The 19,434-nt window shown below is 73.2% G+C and carries 20 protein-coding genes; 9 read left to right on the top strand and 11 right to left on the bottom strand.

Translation table 11 applies throughout. The features are described from left to right. The first annotated feature begins 100 nt into the window (after positions 1 to 100). Entirely contained in the window at positions 101 to 2,071 is a 1,971-nt protein-coding gene (locus ACIRVF_RS08785; RefSeq protein ID WP_402815565.1) for a cholesterol oxidase substrate-binding domain-containing protein, read from the top strand. A 180-nt stretch (positions 2,072 to 2,251) separates the two neighbouring features. Here the strand turns inward: ACIRVF_RS08785 and ACIRVF_RS08780 are convergent, their stop codons facing one another. After that, the gene (locus tag ACIRVF_RS08780; RefSeq protein WP_402815564.1) at positions 2,252 to 2,842 is read right to left on the bottom strand and encodes a helix-turn-helix domain-containing protein; all 591 of its coding nucleotides are present in this window, start codon (positions 2,840 to 2,842) and stop codon (positions 2,252 to 2,254) included. A 165-nt stretch (positions 2,843 to 3,007) separates the two neighbouring features. Between ACIRVF_RS08780 and ACIRVF_RS08775 the strand changes: the two genes are divergently transcribed. Both ACIRVF_RS08775 and ACIRVF_RS08770 read left to right on the top strand, forming a co-directional pair. After that, on the top strand, positions 3,008 to 3,769 hold the full coding sequence (locus ACIRVF_RS08775) for an AzlC family ABC transporter permease (RefSeq protein WP_402815563.1): 762 nt from the start codon (positions 3,008 to 3,010) through the stop codon (positions 3,767 to 3,769). Next, a complete protein-coding gene (locus ACIRVF_RS08770) occupies positions 3,769 to 4,077 on the top strand; it encodes an AzlD domain-containing protein (protein ID WP_402815761.1) in 309 nt (102 codons plus the stop codon). Before ACIRVF_RS08775 ends, ACIRVF_RS08770 begins: the two co-directional genes overlap by 1 nt. Before the next feature lie 98 nt (positions 4,078 to 4,175). Here ACIRVF_RS08770 and ACIRVF_RS08765 read toward each other — a convergent pair whose 3' ends face one another. Next, positions 4,176 to 4,490, bottom strand: coding sequence for a hypothetical protein (locus ACIRVF_RS08765; RefSeq protein WP_380413341.1), 315 nt, complete (start codon positions 4,488 to 4,490; stop codon positions 4,176 to 4,178). Positions 4,491 to 4,631: 141 nt separating this feature from the next. On the opposite strand from ACIRVF_RS08765, the gene ACIRVF_RS08760 reads away from it, so the two are divergent. The 6 genes from ACIRVF_RS08760 (at position 4,632) to ACIRVF_RS08735 (ending at position 10,655) form a co-directional block, all read left to right on the top strand. After that, positions 4,632 to 5,819 carry an acyl-CoA dehydrogenase family protein gene (locus ACIRVF_RS08760; protein ID WP_402815562.1) on the top strand — a complete coding sequence of 396 codons (1,188 nt, stop codon included), beginning with the start codon at positions 4,632 to 4,634 and terminating at the stop codon, positions 5,817 to 5,819. 96 nt (positions 5,820 to 5,915) lie between these two features. Next, positions 5,916 to 6,293 (top strand): hypothetical protein, encoded by a 378-nt coding sequence (locus ACIRVF_RS08755; protein ID WP_402815561.1) that lies wholly within the window; start codon positions 5,916 to 5,918, stop codon positions 6,291 to 6,293. Further along, a complete protein-coding gene (locus tag ACIRVF_RS08750; protein ID WP_402815560.1) occupies positions 6,290 to 7,093 on the top strand; it encodes an ATP-grasp domain-containing protein in 804 nt (267 codons plus the stop codon). The genes ACIRVF_RS08755 and ACIRVF_RS08750 overlap by 4 nt, the downstream gene beginning before the upstream one ends. A 163-nt stretch (positions 7,094 to 7,256) precedes the next feature. After that, the gene (locus ACIRVF_RS08745) at positions 7,257 to 8,135 is read left to right on the top strand and encodes an alkaline phosphatase family protein (protein ID WP_402815559.1); all 879 of its coding nucleotides are present in this window, start codon (positions 7,257 to 7,259) and stop codon (positions 8,133 to 8,135) included. Positions 8,136 to 8,603: 468 nt separating this feature from the next. Next, positions 8,604 to 9,074, top strand: coding sequence for a hypothetical protein (locus tag ACIRVF_RS08740; RefSeq protein ID WP_402815558.1), 471 nt, complete (start codon positions 8,604 to 8,606; stop codon positions 9,072 to 9,074). 222 nt (positions 9,075 to 9,296) lie between these two features. Continuing rightward, positions 9,297 to 10,655: a Bcr/CflA family efflux MFS transporter gene (locus tag ACIRVF_RS08735; protein WP_402815557.1), complete on the top strand. Its 1,359-nt coding sequence runs from the start codon at positions 9,297 to 9,299 to the stop codon at positions 10,653 to 10,655. Positions 10,656 to 10,818: 163 nt separating this feature from the next. Here ACIRVF_RS08735 and ACIRVF_RS08730 read toward each other — a convergent pair whose 3' ends face one another. The 9 genes from ACIRVF_RS08730 to ACIRVF_RS08690 all read right to left on the bottom strand — a co-directional run bounded on the left by ACIRVF_RS08730 (position 10,819) and on the right by ACIRVF_RS08690 (position 19,273). Continuing rightward, positions 10,819 to 12,873 (bottom strand): glycosyl hydrolase family 18 protein, encoded by a 2,055-nt coding sequence (locus tag ACIRVF_RS08730; protein ID WP_402815556.1) that lies wholly within the window; start codon positions 12,871 to 12,873, stop codon positions 10,819 to 10,821. Between the two features lie 437 nt (positions 12,874 to 13,310). Next, a complete protein-coding gene (locus tag ACIRVF_RS08725) occupies positions 13,311 to 13,475 on the bottom strand; it encodes a hypothetical protein (protein WP_402815555.1) in 165 nt (54 codons plus the stop codon). A 188-nt stretch (positions 13,476 to 13,663) separates the two neighbouring features. Next, positions 13,664 to 14,230 carry a hypothetical protein gene (locus ACIRVF_RS08720; RefSeq protein ID WP_402815554.1) on the bottom strand — a complete coding sequence of 189 codons (567 nt, stop codon included), beginning with the start codon at positions 14,228 to 14,230 and terminating at the stop codon, positions 13,664 to 13,666. 200 nt (positions 14,231 to 14,430) lie between these two features. Then, the gene (locus ACIRVF_RS08715) at positions 14,431 to 15,378 is read right to left on the bottom strand and encodes an ABC transporter substrate-binding protein (protein WP_402815553.1); all 948 of its coding nucleotides are present in this window, start codon (positions 15,376 to 15,378) and stop codon (positions 14,431 to 14,433) included. A 51-nt stretch (positions 15,379 to 15,429) separates the two neighbouring features. Next, a complete protein-coding gene (locus ACIRVF_RS08710; protein WP_402815552.1) occupies positions 15,430 to 16,107 on the bottom strand; it encodes an ABC transporter permease in 678 nt (225 codons plus the stop codon). Continuing rightward, entirely contained in the window at positions 16,104 to 16,772 is a 669-nt protein-coding gene (locus ACIRVF_RS08705; RefSeq protein WP_402815550.1) for an ABC transporter permease, read from the bottom strand. The genes ACIRVF_RS08710 and ACIRVF_RS08705 overlap by 4 nt, the downstream gene beginning before the upstream one ends. Beyond that, a complete protein-coding gene (locus tag ACIRVF_RS08700; RefSeq protein WP_402815548.1) occupies positions 16,762 to 17,946 on the bottom strand; it encodes an ABC transporter ATP-binding protein in 1,185 nt (394 codons plus the stop codon). The genes ACIRVF_RS08705 and ACIRVF_RS08700 overlap by 11 nt, the downstream gene beginning before the upstream one ends. Before the next feature lie 284 nt (positions 17,947 to 18,230). After that, positions 18,231 to 18,608 carry a rhodanese-like domain-containing protein gene (locus ACIRVF_RS08695; RefSeq protein WP_402815546.1) on the bottom strand — a complete coding sequence of 126 codons (378 nt, stop codon included), beginning with the start codon at positions 18,606 to 18,608 and terminating at the stop codon, positions 18,231 to 18,233. Beyond that, the gene (locus ACIRVF_RS08690) at positions 18,602 to 19,273 is read right to left on the bottom strand and encodes a cysteine dioxygenase (RefSeq protein ID WP_402815544.1); all 672 of its coding nucleotides are present in this window, start codon (positions 19,271 to 19,273) and stop codon (positions 18,602 to 18,604) included. Before ACIRVF_RS08690 ends, ACIRVF_RS08695 begins: the two co-directional genes overlap by 7 nt. Positions 19,274 to 19,434 lie beyond the last annotated feature (161 nt).

Raw genomic sequence — 19,434 nt, 5'->3', positions numbered from 1 at the left:
CGTACGGCACTTCGTACGCTCCTGACCGGGTCGGGTGGACACCGACCGCCCCGGAGCGCCGCGGCCCGGCCCGGGGAACCGACGCAGGGGGGCGGACCGGATGACCACAGCACACGACCACCACCGTACGAACGGCGCGGCCGGCGCGAATCCCACGAACGGCGTGAACGGCGCGAACGGCGCGAACGACGTGAACGGCGCGCCGGGCCGCCGGGGGAGCGGGCGTGACGCCGGACGCGGGCTGACCAGGCGCCAACTGCTGGGCGCTTCTGCGGCGTTCGGCGGCGCGGCCTGGCTGCTGCGCGGCACCATCGGCCCGGACAGCGCGCAGGCCGCCACCCCGGTGCCGCCCGGCCTGCCCGCCGGCACCGAGCTCTACCAACGGGTCTTCGAGAACTGGTCCGGAGAGATCCGGACCGACCAGCTGTGGACCTGCGCGCCGCGCACTCCGGAAGAGGTGCCGGCCCTCGCCGACTGGGCGCACGCCAACGGCTGGCGGCTGCGCGCCTCCGGCTACCGGCACACCTGGGCACCGCTCACCGTCGCCAACGGGACCGCGGACAGCGCCCGCGTCCTGATCGTGGACACCAGCCGCTACCTCACCGCCATCAGCGCCGACTCGCCCACCACCGTCCGGGCGCAGACCGGTGCCGCCATGGAGGCGCTGCTCGCCCACCTGGCGGACCGGGGCCTCGGCCTGGCGGCCTGCCCGGCGCCCGGCGACCTCACCGTCGGCGGCGTGCTCGCCATCGGCGGCCACGGCACCGCCACCCCGGCACGCGGCGAACCACGGCCGGACGGGCACGGCTACGGCTCGGTCAGCAACCAGGTGGTACGGCTCACCGCTGTCGTCCTCGACCCGGCCACCGGCCGCTACGCGCTGCGCACCTTCGACCGCGCCGAGGCCGACAGCGCCGCCTTCCTGGTGCACCTGGGCCGGGCCTTCGTCACCGAGGTCGTGCTGCGTGCCGGTGCCGACCGGCCGCTTCGCTGCGTCAGCCGACTGGACATCCCGGCGAAAGACCTCTTCGCCCGCCCCGGGACCGCCACGGGCGGCGGCGGACTGCTCGGTGGCCTGCTGGGCGGCGGCGACGGCCCGCGCACCCTCACCGAGTTCGTCGAGCGCGACGGCCGGGTCGAGGCGATCTGGTTCGCCTACACCGACTACCCGTGGCTCAAGACCTGGACCGTCAGCCCGACCAAGCCGCTCGCCTCCCGGGCCGTCGACCAGCCCTACAACTACCCCTTCTCGGACAGCGTTCCGGAACCCGTCGCCCGACTGGCCGGCCAAATCGTCTCCGGCGCCTGGGGATCGGCCCCGCTGTTCGGCCAACTCCAGTACCTCGTCGCCAAGGTGGCGCTCACCGGCGACCTCACCGACGTGCTGCTCTCCGGCGGAGTGCTGCACGACCTGCTCTCCGGTGACCTGATCACCCACCTGCTCGCCGGCGGCCTGCGCTCCGACCTCTGGGGTCCCTCACGCACCGTGCTGCAGTACGTGCGGCCCACCACGCTGCGGGTCACCGCCAACGGCTACGCCATCCTGACCAAGCGCGCCGACCTGCAGTGGGTGGTCAGCGAATTCGCCGCCTATTACCGGCAGTTGCTCGCCGAGTACCAGGCCCGGGGCGAGTTCCCGGTGAACGGCGCGGTGGAGATCCGGGTCACCGGCCTGGACGACCCGTCCTATTCCGGCGTCCCGGGCGCCCGGCCGCCGCTGCTGTCCGCGCTGCGACCGCGGGCCGACCGGCCGGAGTGGGACACCGCGGTCTGGCTCGACGTCCTGGCCTTCCCCGGTACGCCCGGGCTGGAGCGCTTCGCCCGGGATCTGGAGCAGTGGCTGCTGCGCACCTTCGACGGCACCCGGGCGGGCATGCGGGTCGAGTGGTCCAAGGGCTGGGCCTACACCGCCGACGCGGCCTGGTCCGACCAGGACCTGATCGGGCGGGTCATCCCCGACAGCCTGCGCGCCGGAGGCGGACCCGGCTGGGACGAGGCGGTCGCCGTCCTGGACCGCCACGACCCGCACCGGGTGTTCGGCAACCCCTTCCTCGACGGGCTGCTGAAGTAGGCGCTCCGGAGGGGCGACGGCGCACGGCGAACAGGTGACAGCGAACAGATGACAGCGAACAAATGATGAAATCTGTTCGCTGTCATCTGTTATCTGTTACCTGCCATCGGTTGCCTGTCATCTGTTCGCTGCTCGGTGCCGAGCAGCGGGCGTTGGGTGCCGAGCGCCGAGCAGCGGGCGTCAGATGTGCTCCATCACGATCACCGCCAGGGTGTCCGCCGCCAACGCGCGGAACACGTGGGGGGCGTCGCCCGGGTAGCTGATGTAGTCGCCCGGGCCCAGCTCGACCGGCGCCTCGCTCGGGCCCACCAGGGCCCGGCCCGAGCCGATCATCACATGCTCGACGGTGCCGGGCATGTGCGGGTCGGAGGCCCTGGTCTCGCCGGGCTGGGCCTCGATCCGGTAGATGTCGCGCCGGGCGTTCGGCGGGCAGGACGAGAGCACGGTGGCCGCGTAGTTGGCCTGCTCGGAGTGGGTCACCGGACCCTCCCCGGCCCGCAGCACCTTGACGGTCGGGCGCGGCGGGTCGACCAGCCGGCTGAACGGCACGTTCAGTGCCACCCCGAGTGCCCAGAGCGTCTCCACGCTGGGGTTCCCGGCGCCCGACTCCAGCTGCGAGAGCGTCGACTTGGCGATCCCGGCGCGTCGGGCCAGCTCGGCCATCGACACCCCGCTCCGTTCCCGTTCGCGCCGGATGGACGCGGCGATCTGGCCGATCAGTTCCACGCCGTTGCCGTTGGCGCCCTCGGGCCTGGCGGTCCGGTCACTCATGCTCGCCACTCACTCTTCCCAGGCTCCTTCGGCCGGCTTCCCCACTGCAGGTGCCGTTCATGCTGCCATGGTCCGGCTCCCGCAATGGCGGGGCGAAGCTCGTTCGGTCTATCGGTCGTCCCGTTCGCCTTGACGAACCCATCTCTCGGGTTCACTCTGGTGGACATGCGTTCGCTACTTCGAACACTGGAGCACGCCACCCTCCGCGACATCACCCTGGTCTGTGTCGCCGACGCGCTCGTCGGCGCCTCCTTCGGCGCGATCAGCGTGTCCGGCGGCCTGCCGCTGTGGGTGCCGATGGCCCTCTCCCTCCTCGTGTTCGCGGGCGGCTCGCAGTTCGCGGCCGTCGGCGTGGTGCTGTCGGGCGGGAGCGCGCTCGCGGCCGTCGTCACCGGGCTGGTGCTCAACGCCCGGCTGCTGCCGTTCGGGTTCGCCGTCGCCGACGTGCTCCAAGGACCTTGGTGGAAGCGGCTGTTGGGGGCGCAGCTGCTCACCGACGAGAGCGCGGCCTTCGCGCTGCAGCAGCACGAACCGCGTCGGCGCCGAGCGGCCTTCTGGATCTGCGGGGTCGCCCTCTTCGTGGTCTGGAACCTCGCCGTGCTGCTCGGAGGCCTCGCCGGCGGGCTGATCGGGGACACCGACGCGCTCGGCCTGGACGCGGCCTTCCCGGCGGTGCTGCTGGCGCTGGTGCTGCCCTCGCTCAGGGACCGCGGGACGCGTACAGCGGCGCTGACGGGTGCGGCGGTGGCCGTCGCGGTCACCCCGTTCGTCCCGGCCGGGCTGCCGGTGCTCTTCGCCCTGGTCGGGCTGCTGTTCGCCGGACGGCCGGGGGCGTCGCCGCAGACCGAGGAGGCGGGAAAGGCGGCCGCGACGCGGCCGGGTGAACCGGAGGCCGCCGTCCCGTCCGTGAAGGAGGAAGTCCGATGATGCCCCTGTACGCCGTACTGCTGCTGGCCGCCGGGACGTACGCCTACCGGGTGGCCGGACCGCTGCTCGGCCACCGGCTGGCACTCTCGGACCGGCTCCGGCACCTGCTGGCCGTCGCGGCGGCGGTGCTGCTGGTCGCGCTGGTGGCCACCGGCGCGCTGACCCAGGGGCACGGCTTCGTCGGGTGGGCCCGACCGGCGGGCGTGCTGGTCGCGGGGCTGCTCGCGTGGCGCCGGGCGCCGTTTCCGGCGGTGGTGGTCGCCGGTGCGGCGACCACGGCGGTCCTGCGGCTGTGCGGGGTGGTCTGAACGACGGCGGGCAGCCGCCCGCCGTCACCCCTCGTTCCTCCGCCGAGAACCGCCGGCCGCCACCCGCTACCGTCGCCCCCTACCGCCACCCGCTACCGTCACCCGTCCTCGCCCAGCCGCTCCGCCTGCACCTCGGGCCGCTTGCTGTCCCACAGCATCTCCCACACCTTGAACACGCAGTGGTAATCCCGCATGCTCCCCTGCGAGATCAGCAGGTAGGTGTCCCCGTCCCGGAGGAGCGTCTGCCGCCGGCTGCTCATCGGGTGCTCCGGCGTGAAGGTCGGGACGATCTTCCGCAGTTCCGCGACGGCCTCCTCGCGGGTGCCCTCGACCTCGCCCAGCACCTTGCTGCCCCAGGTCCGGTCCCTGCCGACGCCCACCGTCTCCTCGACGACCAAGGCCCAACGCGCCATGCCCCGCCTCCCCTTCCGTGTCCCGTTCCGGCGGTCCCCGCGGGCGCAACATGTCGCCTTCCTCACTCGTTCCCGTCGGTCCGAGCCCGGGAGGGTTGCGGAATACTCGCCGGTGTCCCGCCGAGACTACAAGGAGCTTCAATGTCGAAGCCGACCCGGATCGACCCGTCCGACCTGCTGGCGGTCGGCGACCTCCTCTCCGACGAGGAGCGGCTGATCCGCGACACCGTCCGCCGGTTCACCGAGGAGCGGATCCGCCCGCACATCGGCGACTGGTTCGAGCGCGGCGTCTTCCCGGCCCGCGAACTCGCCCCCGAACTGGGCGCCCTCGGCGTGCTCGGCATGCACCTCGACGGTTACGGCTGCGCGGGCGCCGGCGCCGTGGCGTACGGGGCGGCCTGCATGGAACTGGAGGCGGCCGACTCCGGGCTGCGCAGCTTCGTCTCCGTCCAGGGCTCGCTCGCGATGCGCTCGATCCACGCCTTCGGCTCGGAGGAGCAGAAGCAGCGCTGGCTGCCCGGAATGGCGGCCGGCGAGCTGATCGGCTGCTTCGGCCTGACCGAACCGGACTTCGGCTCGGACCCGGCGAACATGCGCACCCGGGCGGTCCGCAAGGGCGGCAAGGACGGCGACTGGGTGCTGTCCGGCACCAAGATGTGGATCACCAACGGCAGCATCTCCGACGTCGCCGTGGTCTGGGCGCAGACGGAGGAGGGCGTGCGCGGCTTCCTGGTCGAACGCGGCACCCGCGGCCTGACCGCGACCGACGTGCACGGCAAGCTCTCCCTGCGTGCCTCCGTCACCAGCGAGCTGGCCTTCGACGACGTGGTGCTGCCCGCCGACGCCGTACTGCCCGGCGTCACCGGCCTGCGCGGCCCGCTCTCCTCGCTCAACGAGGCGCGCTACGGCATCCTCTGGGGCACCGTCGGCGCCGCCCGCGACTGCTACACCGCCGCCCTCGACTACGCCAGGACCCGGATCCAGTTCGACCGCCCGATCGCCGGCTTCCAGCTCACCCAGCAGAAGCTGGTCGAGATGATGCTGGAGGTCGAGAAGGCCTACCTGGTGGCGCTGCGGATCGGCCGGCTGAAGGAGCGGGGCGAGGCCCGCGCGCCGCACATCAGCTTCGGCAAGCTCAACAACGTCCGCGCCGCGCTGGAGATCGCCCGCAGCGCCCGTACCGTCCTCGGGGCCAACGGCATCACCACCGAGTACCCGGTGCTGCGGCACGCCAACAACCTGGAGTCCGTGCTCACCTACGAGGGCACCAGCGAGATCCACACCCTCGTCCTCGGCGAGGCCATCACCGGCGAACCCGCCTACCGCTGACGGCCCGTCCGGCTCCGTCGCCATGGTGGAACCGGAGTGGGAGGGCCGGCGAAATCCGGTGGCCGGGCCCGTCGCGGCCCGGCTACCGTCCCTGCCATGACCAGCCAGTCCGTCCAGCCGCCGCCCCCGACCACCACCCTCTGGCGCCCCACCGGCCCGCAGGAGCTGGCCCTGGTCGAGGCCGCCGACCGGCGTGCCTGGCCGCCCCGGCTTCCCGAGCAGCCGATCTTCTACCCCGTCCTCAACGAGGACTACGCGATCCGGATCGCCCGCGACTGGAACGTGCCCGCCTCCGGCGTCGGCTACGTCACCCGCTTCGAGGTGGAGACGGACTTCCTCGCCCGCTACCCCGTGCAGCGGGCAGGTGGCCGGACGATCCTCGAACTCTGGGTACCAGCCGAGGAGTTGGAGGAGTTCAACCGGCACATCGTGGGGCGCATCGAGGTCGTCCACGAGTTCCGGCCGGAGCGGTGAGCGCCGTGCGCCCGCCCGTCCTGCTCACCTCCGCCCAGTCGACCAGCACCACCGCCCTGCTCACCGGAGCTGCCGCCCGCCGCGGCCTGGCCACCGCCGTGCTGACCGGCCCGGCCACGGTCGAGACGCTCGCCGGGCGGCCGGTCCACTGGTACGGCGGCCCGCTCGCCGCGGCCCGGATCGCCGCGCCGTTCGGCCTCGCCCTGCTCGAACCCGAGGACGACTGGCTCGCCCGCCTGCCGCAGGAGTTCACCCGCCGCCGGATCGAACTCACCACCCTCGCCGAGGCCTGGACGCTGCGCCACCCGGCCTTCGTCAAGCCGCCGGCCGACAAGTCGCTCCCGCCCGCGGTCTACCCGGACGGCTCCCGGCTGCCCCGCACCGGTGAGCGGATCGGCCCGGACACCCCGGTCCTGGTCAGCGAGCCGGTGACCTTCGCCGCCGAGTACCGGCTGTTCCTGCTCGACGGCGAGGTCCTCACCGGCAGCCGCTACGCCCGCTTCGGCCGGCTCGACCCGGCGCCGCTGACCGCCGCCGCCACCGCCTTCGCCCGCCGTCTGCTGGACGCCGTCGGGGACACCCTGCCCAGCGCCGTCGCCCTGGACGTCGGCCCGATCGCCGACCCGTACGACCCGGCCGAGCACTGGGCCGTGGTCGAGGCCAACCTGCCCTGGTTCGCGCACTGCTACGCCGCCGACCCGGACCGGGTCCTGGACGTCGTGCTGCGCGCGGCCGGGCCGGCCGCCCAACTCGCCGGGCCCGACCGCCGCTTCGTCCGGACGGCCCGTACGATCGGCTGACGACGGGCGGGCTCCCGCGACCGGTCGGCCCCCCGACACCTCGCGGACACCCGCCGTTCGACGGCCGGACGCCGAACGGTACGGCGGGCCGTGAAGCATGGTGCGGTCGGCGGCGCCCTCGGCGGGCGCGGCCGGGTGTGCACGACCGAAAGGAAGCCCCACCATGTCCGCAGCCCAGTGGCCCCGCCCCCGCGTGCTCGTCGTCGGGATCGACGGAGTCCGCCACGACTACCTGGCGCAGGTGCCGATGCCGCGCCTCCAGGAGGTCGCCGAGGCCGGGTTCCTGGTGCCGGTCACCGTCGCGGACACCACGCCCACCATGTCCGGCCCCTGCTGGGCCACCATCGTGACCGGCGTCGAGCCCGCCAAGCACGGCGTCTGGGGCAACCACCTGGGCGGCAACCGGCTGGACGTCTTCCCCGACTTCGCCACCCGCCTCAACCGCGGCGACCGCCGCCGCACATTCGTCGCGGCCGGCTGGGACCCGCTGATGATCAACGAGTCCGGCGGCCCGCTCTTCCGCGCCCCCGGCCGGCTCTCCTACATCGCGCCGGCCGAGGACACCCCCGAGGCCTGGGAGACCGTCGACGAGGAGGTCACCCGCGAGGCCGTCCACGTCCTCGGCAGTGCCGACCCCGAGGCCTCCTTCGTCTACCTCGGCGCCGTGGACGAGACCGCCCACTTCCTCGGCTGCGGAGAGGAGTACCGCGCCGCCATGCGCACCGCCGACGAGCGCCTCGGCCGCCTGCTCGACGCCGTCCGCGGCCGGGCGACCCACGCCGAGGAGCAGTGGACCGTCATCGTGGTCACCGACCACGGGCACGTCGATGCCGGCGGCCACGGCGGACGCACCGTCGAGGAGCGGACCGCGTGGGTCGCCTGCGCCGGGCACGGCATCCCGGCCGGCCCGCCGACCGGCGAGATCCGCCACCCCGACGTCGCCGCCCAGGTATACGCCTCGCTGCTGCGCCCGATCGACCCGCACTGGACCCTCGACGGCCGCCCCTTCCCGGTCGCCCGTCCGGTGCCCGCCGCCGTCTGACGGCTGCTCGTCACCCGCCCCGTACGCCCGGTTCCGCGCCGCCCCTTCCGTACCCCCGCTGCCCGCCGATGCCCCGGGTGCAGCACGCCGGGCTGCGGCGGAGCGCCGGTTGAGTCAGGCTCGATCGGGGCTCGGAGCGGACGCGGGACGGGCGTGTCGGCCTCGGCGCCGGAGCGGCACGTACCTCGGGGATCGGGCCCGTGGACATACGCCGGAAGGTGGAGACCGTACCCCGTGGGTCGGATGCAAGATCGCGACCTCGTGGTGACGCTCCGGCAGGGCGGCCCGGGCCACCATGGTTACACCCGACCGGCGGACCGCCCGCACGGACGGGCCGCGGAGGGCCGCGGACGCAACGACGACGGACGCAACGACGACGGACGCACGACGACGGACGCAACGGACGGACCGGCAACGGTCTCATCGGCAAACGGACACGGAGAGGGCAGTCAGGCAATGAAGGGCATCGTGAGCAAGGTCGCGCTGGGAGTCGCGGGCACCGGCATGGCCGTCGCCGTGGCAGCCGTGGCAATCGGCCCGCGGGTGTCCGAGTGGTACGACGGGCGCCATCAGGAGCAGGCCTCGTACGACACCGGCTCGCAGGCCAAGGCCGAGCGCCGTTCGGTACCGGCCTGGCTGCCCGACAACGCCTCCTCGGTGAAGTACCTGATGTCCACCACGGGCGACGACCGGCTGCTGCGGGCCACGCTCCCCGAGGGGCGGCTGCCCGCCGGCTGCAGCACCGGAGTGGCGGCCCGGGGCCCGCACCCGCTGCCGGTCTCGCTCAAGGCGGGCTGGTTCCCGGAGGGCATCGCGTCCAAGGCCGTCGGGACCTGCGGGCACTACAATGTGACGCTCACCGGCAACCAGCTCTACGCGTGGCAGGACGGCGCGACGCTGCAGGCGGCCCTGCGGGCCGAGCACGTCACCAAGCACTGAGGGTGCTGATTCGGGCGCTGACCGCGGATCAGCCGTCCTGACCAGGGAACGAACGGCCCGCCGGGCACCGGAAGGTGCGGGCGGGCCGCCGCCGTGCGCGTGCTGTGGATCGGCCGGTGGACGGATCCGTCCCGGTGCACCCCTGCCGTCGTCCGCGCCCACCGGGCTGCGATAGGACGGATCGCGAACGAACACCACGTCACCGCGTCCGTGAGGAGACCCATGCCCGGCCCGACCGTCGGCCCCGCCGATGACACGCCGACCGCTTCCGCCTCGACTGCTTCCGCCCCGACCAGCGCCACGGACCCGACCAGCGCCACCGGCCCGACCAGCGCCACCGGCCCGACCAGCGCCGCGACCCCGTCCGCCGGCCCGGCACCCGCCGCCAGCCGGGCCACGATCGCGGTCCTCGGCGGCCTCGCCGCGCTCGGCCCCCTCACCACCGACCTCTACCTTCCCGGCCTGCCCGCGATCGCCGACGACCTGGCCGCCGAGCCGGCGGCCGTCCAGCTCACCCTGACCTTCTCGATGTTCGGGGTCGCGGCCGGGCAACTGCTCTTCGGGCCGCTCAGCGACCGTTTCGGGCGCCGCCCGCCGCTGCTCGCCGGGCTGGTCGTCTACACCCTGTCCAGCGTGGTGTGCGTGCTCGCACCGAACCTCCCGGTGCTGATCGCCGCCCGGTTCGTCCAGGGCGCCGCCGGGTCGGCGGGACTGGTCATCGGGCGCGCCGTCGCCAGGGACCGCTTCCAGGGCGTCGCGATGCTGCGCTTCCTCGCCTCGATCGCGCTGATATCCGGGCTGGCGCCGATCCTCGCCCCGATCATCGGGGCGCAGCTGCTGCGGTTCACCTCCTGGCGGGGCACCTTCGGCGCGCTCACGGGGCTGGGACTGCTGCTCGCCCTGGCCGCGTTCGGCGCGCTGCGGGAGACGTTGCCGCCGCGGGCCCGGAACGGCGGCGGGGTGGGCGCGGCACTGCGCACGATCGGGCGGCTGCTGCGCCACCGGCCCTTCCTGGGGCTGGCGTTGACCAGCTCGCTAGCCTTCGGTGCGCTGTTCGGGTACATCAGCGGGTCGTCGACGGTGCTGCAGCACGTGTACCAGGTCTCGCCGCAGACCTACAGCCTGCTGTTCGGCCTGAACTCGGTGTCCATCGTGGTGATGACCCAGGTGAACGGGCGGGTGCTGGCACCGCGCTTCGCGGCGCGGTCGTTGATGCTGGCGGGGCTCGGGGCGGCGGTCGCGGCCGGGGTGGCGCTGGTGCTGCTGACCACGGTGTGGGACTTCGGGCTGGCCGGGTTCTGCCCGCCCCTGTTCGTGCTGATGGGCAGCCTCGGGGTGGTGCTGCCGAACACGGCGGCGCAGGCGCTGAGCCTGGTCGAGCCGCAGAGGGCCGGGACGGCCTCGGCCCTGCTGGGGACGGGCAATTTCCTGTGCGGCGCGGTGGTGGCGCCGCTGAGCAGCCTCGGCGGACGGCCGTCGGCGGTGCTGCTGGCAGTGGTGGTGCTGGGCTGCGGGGCGCTGGCGCTGACGGCGTACCTGACGTTGTGCCGGCCGGGGCGGCTGCGGGAGGCGGCGGGGTGAGGGGAGCGGACGCCTGACGACGAACGGATAACAGCTGACAGATGATGAAATCTGTCAGCTGTTATCCGTTATCCGTTATCCGTTATCTGTTACCTGTCACCTGTGATCTGTTTGCCCCTGATCTGTTCGCCTGTGCGCTGTCGGCCCTCGGCCGTCCCCGCCCTCAGGCGATCGAGAAGTCGTCCCCGTACACGCTGCCCTGCCCGTACCAGCCGTGCAGATACACCGTGACGGTGCCGGAGGCGCCGGTGGTGAAGGGGACGGACAGCTGGGTCCAGCCCGAGGAGTTGGTCCAGGTGCTCGCGGTGGCAGCGCCGCTGACGCCCAGGTAGGCGTAGTTGCCCTGTACCCAACCGCTCAGGGTGTAGCTGGTGTTGGACTTCAGCGTCACGGTCTGGGTGCACTCGCCGGTCTGGCTCGCGGAGGCCGCGGCCTGCAGCGCGTACGAGCCGGAGTGGACCGGAGTGGAGACCACGGTGCCGCCGCTCTGGCAGGTCCACGGGGCCAGGCTGCCGGTCTCCAGGCCGCCGTTGACCAGGCCGGTCGACGGGGCCGTGCCGGTGACGGTCAGCGAGTAGGTCGCGGTGTGGGTGCCGGAGGGCGCGGTGGCGGTGACCGTCAGCGGGTAGGTGCCCGCCGCAGCGGCCGAGGTGGTGGCGATGTTCAGGGTCGCGCCGTTGCCCGCGGTGACGCTGCCGGGGGTGACGGTGGCGGTGACCCCGGCCGGGGCGCCGCTGACCGAGAGGCTGACGCTCTGCGCCGAACCCCCCGTGACCGCCGTCGCGATGGCCGCAGAGGCGGACGAACCGGCCGCCACCGTGCCGGAGTTCGGGTTCACCGCGACCGAGAAGTCGTTTCCGGGCTGGGTGCCCTTGACGTTCAGGGTGAAGACGCTGCTGTGGCTTCCGGAGGGCGCGCTCCCGGTGACCGTCAGCGGGTAACTCCCGGGCGCCACCGAGGAGGTGGTGGTGACATTGAGGGTGGCGCTGCCGCCCGCGGTGACGCTGCCGGGGGTGACGGTGGCGGTGACCCCGGCCGGGGCGCCGCTGACCGAGAGGCTGACGCTCTGCGCCGAACCCCCCGTGACCGCCGTGGCGACGGCCGCCGAAGCGGATGAACCGGCGTTCACCGTCGCCGAGTTCGGGTTCACCGCGACCGAGAAGTCGTTGGTCACCGTCGAGCCGCTCGTGAACGGGGCGAAGATGTGGGTGAAGTCCCAGGTGTTCTGGTTGATGCCCGAGCAGGAGTCGTCCCCGCCCTTGCCCGCGCAGTTGCCGTTGTCGCGCTGGAGCGCCCAGAACGACAGCGTGTTGATGCCCTTCGACACCGCCCAGTTGTACACGGTGGTGGCGTTGGCCACCGTGAAGGTCTCGGCCGCGCCGAAGTCGTCGATGCCGACCATCTCGGTGATCCCGATCGAACCCCACAGCTGCGCCGGGGTCTTGGACGGGTAGAGCCTGGCGAGCTGGTTGTACAGGCCCTGCGCAGAGGTCTGGGTGTCGGCCGCCATGTCGTGGGTGGCGTTGTCGTAGTAGTCGAAGGTCATCATGTTGACGACGTCGATCCGCGCGTTGTTGCTGACCGCGTTGCGCAGCACCGCGAGGCCGCTGTCGGCCAGCCCGCTGGTGGTGGTCGGCAGCGTGTAGGAGAACTGGACGGTGCGCCCGTTGGCGGCGGCCCAGTCCTGCACGGTCTTGATCGCCTTGTTGCGGCGGTCGATGCCGGCCGTGTTGGTCAGCGAGTTGTCCTCGATGTCGAGGTCGATCCGGCTGATGTCGTAGGTGGTGATCAGGTTCTCGTAGGCGGCCGCGATCTGGTTGACGTCGGTGCAGCTGTCGGCCAGTTCGGTGCCGGTGTTGTCGGCGGTGTAGCCACCGAAGGAGGGGATCACGTCCCCGCCGTTGGCGCGGATGGTGGCGATGTCGGCGCCGAAGGTCGAGGAGGAGACCGGCTTGGAGGTGTCGCCGTTCCAGTAGGGGGTGCAGGAGCCCTTGGTAGCGGCCTGCAGGAAGGCCATCGTGAGGTACTTGGCGCCGGACTGCGCGGCCAGGGTGGCGGGGCTCTGGCCGGTCCAGGACTCGAAGTAGGGCGCGAAGACCCGGCTGGGGAGCGGGGTGGCGGCCTGGGCGGAGCCCGTCCCGGCGGAGACCAGACCGGCCGAGGCGGCCAGCGTGGCACAGGCCGTCAACGCGGCCTGGACGGTTCTGCGAAGACGCATGGATTCTCCAACGGAGGTGGTGGGGTCTGGACGTTGGGGATGTGCTGGGCGGTCCGGGGCGTCGGCGGCCGTGTGGGGTCGGCCGCGCGGGCCCTGGTCCGGAGCGTTCGGTGCGGACACGGGGGCGTGCGGAACCCACCGACTCGCGCGGAGGCGGGCGAGGGTGCGAGCGTGCGCGCGCCGTACGGAGCGGGGGTGGTGCGGAGCAGGGCAGGGCGGTGCCTCAGCCGCCGGTGGTCACACCCCCACAGTGCATCCCGGTCGGATCGACATGCTTATGTTTGGACTAGACCACTGGTCTGTCAAGAGACCTAACAGTTCGTCAGCATACGGCCCCGTCGGCGGAAGGGGGCTGATCGGTGGGTGGGGCACTGCGGGTGGTGGCGGAGGCGGGTCGGCGCGCTGCGGGTGGGCGTCGCGGACTTGTGGCGAGGGCGTCAGCCGGAGCGGCGACGCAGGTCGCCGAGCGTCTCCTCGACCATGCGCAGGGCGGTGGTCTCCTGGTGGCGGCGCAGCGGCGCGAGTTCGCCGACGGGCCAGGTCAACCGGGCTTCGTCACCTGGGAGTTCGCTGCGGTGCTCGCAGGAGACGTGCGTCAGCACGAAGCGGAGCGCCAGGATGTGGCGGACGGGGCCTTCCCGCGACCATGCCCGGCTCCCGCCCCTCTCGTACGGGAGTTCGGTGAACCGTCGTCCACGGACGCCGATGGCCGCGCACCCGGCGGGCGGGGCGCGGCCACGGCTGCCCGGAGCTCAGGACACCGGGCGGTTCGGGGGTGCGGCGGAGGGCGTCAGCGCTGCGGCGGGCACAGGGTGGCGCGCAGCGCGTCGTTGATCTTCGCCGAGGTGCCCGGGCCGAAGCCCTGGGGGTGGTCGGGCGAGGTGAAGTGCTGGTCGGCGAGCTCGACCAGCTTCGCCGTGTCCTTGGGGAACTGGTACATGGCCTGGCACTGCTTGCGGGCCTGCTCCACCGCCTGGTCGGGCTTGCCGCCGACGATCGCCGGGTCGATCGCGTTCAGTGCGGCGACCACCTTGCCGGTCAGGTCGGAGTCCGGCTTGGCGGGCAGTCCGGCGTCGGCGGGCGGGGCCGGCTTGGCCGGGGCCGACCCGTCCGCGCCGGGCGCCGAGGGGTCGGACGGCGCGGGCGTGCCGGCTGCGGCGGGCGCCGAACCGGTCGAGCCGGCCGTGCCGGTGCCGGGGGCGGTGGTGGCGGCGACGGTGGGGGAGCCGGCTGCGGCGGTGGCCCGGTCCGAGCCCGGAGCGGAGCCCGAAGCGGAGCTCGAACCGGAGCTGGAGCAGGCAGCGAGGCTCACCGCGGCGAGTGCCGTGAGGGAGGCGGCGAGGAGTCGAGTGCGCATGGCGTCACACTGTCATGTTCGCGGCGCGGAAGGGAAGGTCCCCTGCGGCGGGCGTCACGCGGCCCCGGGCGCGGCGAACGCCGAACGACGGCGCGCGGAAAGGCTCCCCTCCGCGCGCCGCCGTCCGCTGCCCGCCGCTCGTTGCCCGCCGCAGCCGGTCAGGCCGTCAGGCGGGCCCGGCGGCCGTAGCCCGTTGGCCGTCAGGCGAGCCCATTGGCCTTGAGCCAGTCCTTGGCCACCGTCGACGGGTCCTCCTTGTCGACCGAGACGCGCTTCATCAGCCCCGTCAGCCCGGCCGTGTCGAGCTTGGCCGACACCGCGTTGAGCGCCGCCGTCGCGGTGGCGTCCACGCCCGCCTTGTTGACCAGCGGGGTGATGTTCTGCGCGCCGAAGACGTTCTTCGGGTCGGTCAGCGGGACGAGCTTGTACTGGACGATCTTCGGGTCGGTGGTGAACACGTTGCCGACCTGGATGCCGCCGTCCTTGAGCGCGTTCGCGGTGGTGTCGGCGGTGGGCTTCCACTCCTTGAAGGTCAGCCCGTAGACGTCCTTGAACTGCTGCTCGCGGCGGGACTTGAACTCCGGCGGCCCGCCGATGGTGAACTCGCCGGCCTTGGCGGCGAGGTCCGCGATGCTCTTGAGGTTGTACTTGTCGGCGGTCTCCTGGGTGACGCTGAGCGAGTCCTTGTCCTCGGCAGGGGAGGAGTCGAGGATCGCCAGCGAGGAGGGCAGCGCCTTGGCCAGTGCCGCGTTCACGTCCTGGGTGGTGACGGCGGTGTTCTTGGCGTCCAGGTAGGCGAGCAGCGCGCCGTTGTACTCGGGCAGGACGGTCAGGTTGCCGCTCTGCAACTGCCCGTAGAGGACCTCGCGGCTGCCGATGTTGAACTTCTCCTCGACCTTGACGCCCTTGGCCTTGAGCGCCTGGGAGTAGATCGAGCCGAGCAGGACGTTCTCCGGGAAGTTCGCCGAGCCGACGACCACCGTCCCGCCGGAGCCGCTTCCGTTGTCGGCGGAACCGGTCCCGGAGGCCGTGGCGCTCGGCCCGCCGCCGAGCGGGTTGCTGCTGCTCGCGGAGGAACTGCAGGCGGTGGCGCCCAGGGCCAGCGCGGCGAGGGTGCCGAGCAGGACGGCGCGCCTGCTTCTCTTCATTGTCGACATGGTGACAGTTGTCCTTCCGGAACGGATGGGAGAGGAGTGGCCTCAGCGGGCCCGGGTCTGGGCGCGCACCCCGGACGGGAGCGCGAACCGGGCGAGCAGGGCGAAGAACAGCTGGGCGCCGACCGCGAGCAGCACCACCAGCAGCGCACCGCCCACGGTCACCGCGTACTGCCGGGTGGCCAGCCCGTCGATGACGTAGCGGCCGAGGCCGCCCAGCCCGACGTACGCGGCCACCGTGGCGGTCGCGATCACCTGGACGGTCGCGGTGCGGAAGCCCGCCAACAGGGTCGGCGAGGCGGAGGGCAGGCAGACCTGGAGGAGCACCTGCGGGTGGGTCAGCCCGATCCCGCGCGCCGCGTCCCGGACGTCCGGGTCGGTCCCGCGCACCCCTTCGACGGCAGCCACCAGCAGCGGCGGCGCGGCCAGCGCGACCAGCGGGAACAGTACGGCGCTGTCGCCGACCCCGGCGAGCAGCACCGCGAGCGTCACCAGGCCGAGGGTCGGCAGCGCGCGGGCGGCCCCGGCGAGCGCGGTGACCGCGGTGACACCACGCCCGGTGTAGCCGATCAGCAGCCCGAGCGGGACGGCGAGCAGCGCCGCGTAGAGCAGGGCCTCACCGGAGAGCAGCAGGTGCTCGGAGACCCGGTGCACGATCGAGTCCGGGCCGCTGCGGCGGTCCGGGTCGGAGAAGAAGTCGCTCAGCCAGTTCAGCCAGTTCACGAGCCCGCCCCCTGCTCCCGGACGGCCCAGGGCGCGAGCAGCCGGCGGGCGGCCACCAGCAGCAGGTCGACGGCCAGCGCCAGGACGGCGATCAGTGCGATCCCGGCCACGATCGGGGTCGGGAAGGTGCGCTGGAAGCCGTCGATGAACAGGTAGCCGAGCCCGCCGCGCCCGACCAGCGCGCCGACGCTGGCCAGCGAGATGCTGGACACGGCGGCGACCCGCAGCCCGGCGATCAGGTACGGCACGGCGGCGGGCAGTTCGACGGCGGTCAGCCGGTGCCACGGCCCGTACCCCATCGCGGTGGCGGCCTGCCGGACGGCGTCCGGGACGGCGCGCAGGCCGTCCACGGTGGTCGGCAGCAGGACGGCGAGGGCGTAGAAGGTGAGCGGGATCATCACCGTCGCCTGGGTGGCGAGCCCGGTGTACGGGATCAGCACGACGAAGACGGCCAGCGAGGGCAGCGCGTAGACGATGTTGAAGACGGCGGACAGCGGCTGGTACAGCCGGGGGAAGCGGGCGCAGGCCAGGCCGAGCGGAACGGCCAGCAGCAGGCCGATGAGCACCGGGACCAGGGCGATCACGGCGTGGTCGCCGAGCAGGTTGCCGAGGTAGCCGAGGTGGTCCCCGATCCAGTACCAGCGGACGATCGGTTCATCGTCCACCGTCGGCTCCGTCCGCCGTACCCACCGCGTCCGCCGTACCCACCGCGTCGGCCGCTTCCACCGCGTCGGCCGGGTCCACTGCGTCGGCCGTTCCTGCTGCTTCGGCCGGGCCCGGCTTCCGTACGCTGACGGGTCCGCCGTCGGTCGGCGTGAGCGCGGCGAGGACTGCCTCGCGGCTCGCCGTGCCGATCGCCCGCCCGTCGGCGTCCAGCGCGACCGCGACCCCGGCGGGGGAGAGCACGGCGGCGTCCAGGGCGGCGCGCAGGGTGTCGGTGTCCGGGCGGAAGCCGACGGCGGGTTGCAACTCGGTGCTGCCCGCGCCGCGGTCGATCCAGCCGATCGGGCGGCGCTCGTCGTCCAGGGCCAACTCCCAGCCGGCTTCGCGGAGTCCGTCGCCGACCGCTCGCAGCTCGACGGCCTTCGCGGGCCGCAGGCCGAGGCCGCGCAGGCCCCGGTCGCGGCCGAGGAAGGCGGCCACGCCCTCGTCGGCGGGCGCGGTCAGTAGGGTGTGCGGGTCGGCGAGCTGGGCGATCCGGCCGTGCTCGCGCAGCACCACGACCTGGTCGCCGAGCCGGACGGCCTCCTCGATGTCGTGGGTGACGAACAGCACCGTCTTGTGCAGCTCGGACTGCAGTCGCAGCAGCTCCTCCTGGAGCCCGGCCCGCACCACCGGGTCGACGGCGCTGAACGGTTCGTCCATCAGCAGTACCGGCGGGTCGGCGGCCAGCGCCCGGGCCACGCCGACCCGCTGCTGCTGGCCGCCGGACAGCTGGAACGGGTAGCGCTTGGCGGTCTCCGGTGCGAGTCCGACCAGTTCGAGCAGTTCGGCGGCCCGGGCACGGGCCTTCTTGCGGTCCCAGCCGAGCAGGTACGGGACGGTGGCGATGTTGTCGATCACCTTGCGGTGCGGGAACAGCCCGGCCTGCTGGATCACGTACCCGATGCCGCGGCGCAGCTTGGCGGGCTCCAGCTTCGCGACGTCGGTGTCGTCCAGCAGCACCCGGCCCGAGGTGGGCTCGACCATCCGGTTGACCATGCGCAGCAGGGTGGTCTTGCCACAGCCGGACGGTCCTACCAGGACGGTTATCCGACCGGTCGGGACCTCCAGGTCCAGGCCCTCGACCGCGACGGTGCCGTCGGGGTGGCGCTTGCCGGCGCCCTCGAATCTGATCACTGAGTGTTTCCTCGTCAGGGCGCCCCTTGCGAGGCGGCGCCTGTGTCTGTCGTCGGTCGATCGGCTCGTCTGGCTCTTGAAGCTCGTTCGGCTCGTGGCTTTTCGGCTCGTGGCTCTTTTGTTCGGTTGGCGGCGGTTGCACCGCCCGGGCGTTCTTCCGCCCGCGTGGCTGCCCAGCTTCGGACCGGCGGAAACTCTGATCAGACTATGACCTGCATCATCTCCTGTCCCTGATTTACGGCCCGGCACGCGGCGTGACGCCGTCTCAGCCGCCGGAGCGGGTGTCAACGGGTCGGCAGTCCCGCCGCCGCCCAGCCGACGAATCCGCCGTCCAGGTCGGTCGCCCGGTGCAACCCCAGTTCGCGCAGCGAGGCCGCGGCCAGGCTGGAGGCGTAGCCCTCGGAGCAGACGACGATCACCTCGACGTCGTAGCCCGAGGCCTCGGGGATGCGGTGGCTGCCCGTCGGGTCGAGCCGCCACTCCAGGACGTTGCGCTCGATGATCAGTGCGCCGGGGATCTCGCCCTCGGCCGCCCGCTGTGCCGCCGGACGGATGTCCACCAGCAGCGCGCCGTCCAGCTGGGCCTGGTAGGCCTCCCGGGCGCGCGGGCGGTGGACTCCCTCGCGGGCCCGCTCCACCAGGTCGTCGATCGTGGTCACCACTGCTCCGGTCCTTCCTCCGAGGTGCGGACGAGCCCGCCGGCCCGCAGGTCGTAGTGCGCCATCGAGCTGAGCGGGGGTGAGTAGGCGTGCAGGGTGACGGCCGGGCCGGAGGCGGTGTTGCGGACGTCGTGCACGTACTCGGGGCCGAAGGCGCGGGCGGTTCCGGCCGGGATCCGGCGGATCAGCAGGCCCTGGTCCGGGCCGCCGAGGGACAGCTCCTCCAGCTCGCCGAGGGCGACGGTGAACGCGCCGCGCGAGCCGCCGTGGTCGTGGAAGCCGGTCGACTGGCCGGGCAGCCAGCTGATCAGCCAGACCTCGTGGTCGTCCTCGGCGACCAGCCGCTGGTACCAGCGCTCATCGGTGGAGAGCCGGACCAGGTGGATCCACTGCTCGGGCCGCTCGGCCAGCTCGCGGACGACGGTCCGCAGGGCGTTCGGGCTCAGCGCGGTCCCCGTGGTGCCCGCGGTGCTCGGGCTGTGCGGGGCGTCAGCGTCGTGCGGGGTCCGCGGGGTCCGCGGGGTCTGGGGGGTCTGCGGGGTCTGGGGGGTCTGCGGGGTCTGCGGGGTCTGGGGGGTCTGCGGGGTCTGGGGGGTCTGCGGGGTCTGGGGGGTGCTCGGGGCGTGCAGGGCGTGCGGCGGGGTCTCGGAGACGAGGTCCGGGCTCATGGGGCGTCCTCGGGTGCGGCGGGAACGTCGGCAGGGTGCGCCCGGGCCGGTGGCGTGGCTGCGGAGCGACCGGTCACGGCACGCACGGGTGCCGCCGGGCGGGCGGGTTCAGAACTGCGGGTGCGGGTGCGCGGTACGGGCCCTGGCAGAGGTCACAGGGC

The sequence above is a fragment of the Kitasatospora sp. NPDC101157 genome, assembly GCF_044768255.1.
GTDB lineage: Bacteria > Actinomycetota > Actinomycetes > Streptomycetales > Streptomycetaceae > Kitasatospora.
The sequence above is the reverse complement of the archived record's forward strand: the minus strand, read 5'-3'. Positions and strand labels throughout refer to the sequence as shown.

Bases quoted from the DNA above. Each gene is read 5' to 3' on its own strand.
- ACIRVF_RS08690 (WP_402815544.1), bottom strand. From the start codon at position 19,273: ATGAGCCCGGACCTCGTCTCCGAGACCCCGCCGCACGCCCTGCACGCC.
- ACIRVF_RS08745 (WP_402815559.1), top strand. From the start codon at position 7,257: ATGTCCGCAGCCCAGTGGCCCCGCCCCCGCGTGCTCGTCGTCGGGATC.
- ACIRVF_RS08720 (WP_402815554.1), bottom strand. From the start codon at position 14,230: ATGCGCACTCGACTCCTCGCCGCCTCCCTCACGGCACTCGCCGCGGTG.
- ACIRVF_RS08715 (WP_402815553.1), bottom strand. From the start codon at position 15,378: ATGAAGAGAAGCAGGCGCGCCGTCCTGCTCGGCACCCTCGCCGCGCTG.
- ACIRVF_RS08765 (WP_380413341.1), bottom strand. From the start codon at position 4,490: ATGGCGCGTTGGGCCTTGGTCGTCGAGGAGACGGTGGGCGTCGGCAGG.
- ACIRVF_RS08785 (WP_402815565.1), top strand. From the start codon at position 101: ATGACCACAGCACACGACCACCACCGTACGAACGGCGCGGCCGGCGCG.
- ACIRVF_RS08755 (WP_402815561.1), top strand. From the start codon at position 5,916: ATGACCAGCCAGTCCGTCCAGCCGCCGCCCCCGACCACCACCCTCTGG.
- ACIRVF_RS08760 (WP_402815562.1), top strand. From the start codon at position 4,632: ATGTCGAAGCCGACCCGGATCGACCCGTCCGACCTGCTGGCGGTCGGC.
- ACIRVF_RS08735 (WP_402815557.1), top strand. From the start codon at position 9,297: ATGCCCGGCCCGACCGTCGGCCCCGCCGATGACACGCCGACCGCTTCC.
- ACIRVF_RS08770 (WP_402815761.1), top strand. From the start codon at position 3,769: ATGCCCCTGTACGCCGTACTGCTGCTGGCCGCCGGGACGTACGCCTAC.
- ACIRVF_RS08780 (WP_402815564.1), bottom strand. From the start codon at position 2,842: ATGAGTGACCGGACCGCCAGGCCCGAGGGCGCCAACGGCAACGGCGTG.
- ACIRVF_RS08775 (WP_402815563.1), top strand. From the start codon at position 3,008: ATGCGTTCGCTACTTCGAACACTGGAGCACGCCACCCTCCGCGACATC.
- ACIRVF_RS08730 (WP_402815556.1), bottom strand. From the start codon at position 12,873: ATGCGTCTTCGCAGAACCGTCCAGGCCGCGTTGACGGCCTGTGCCACG.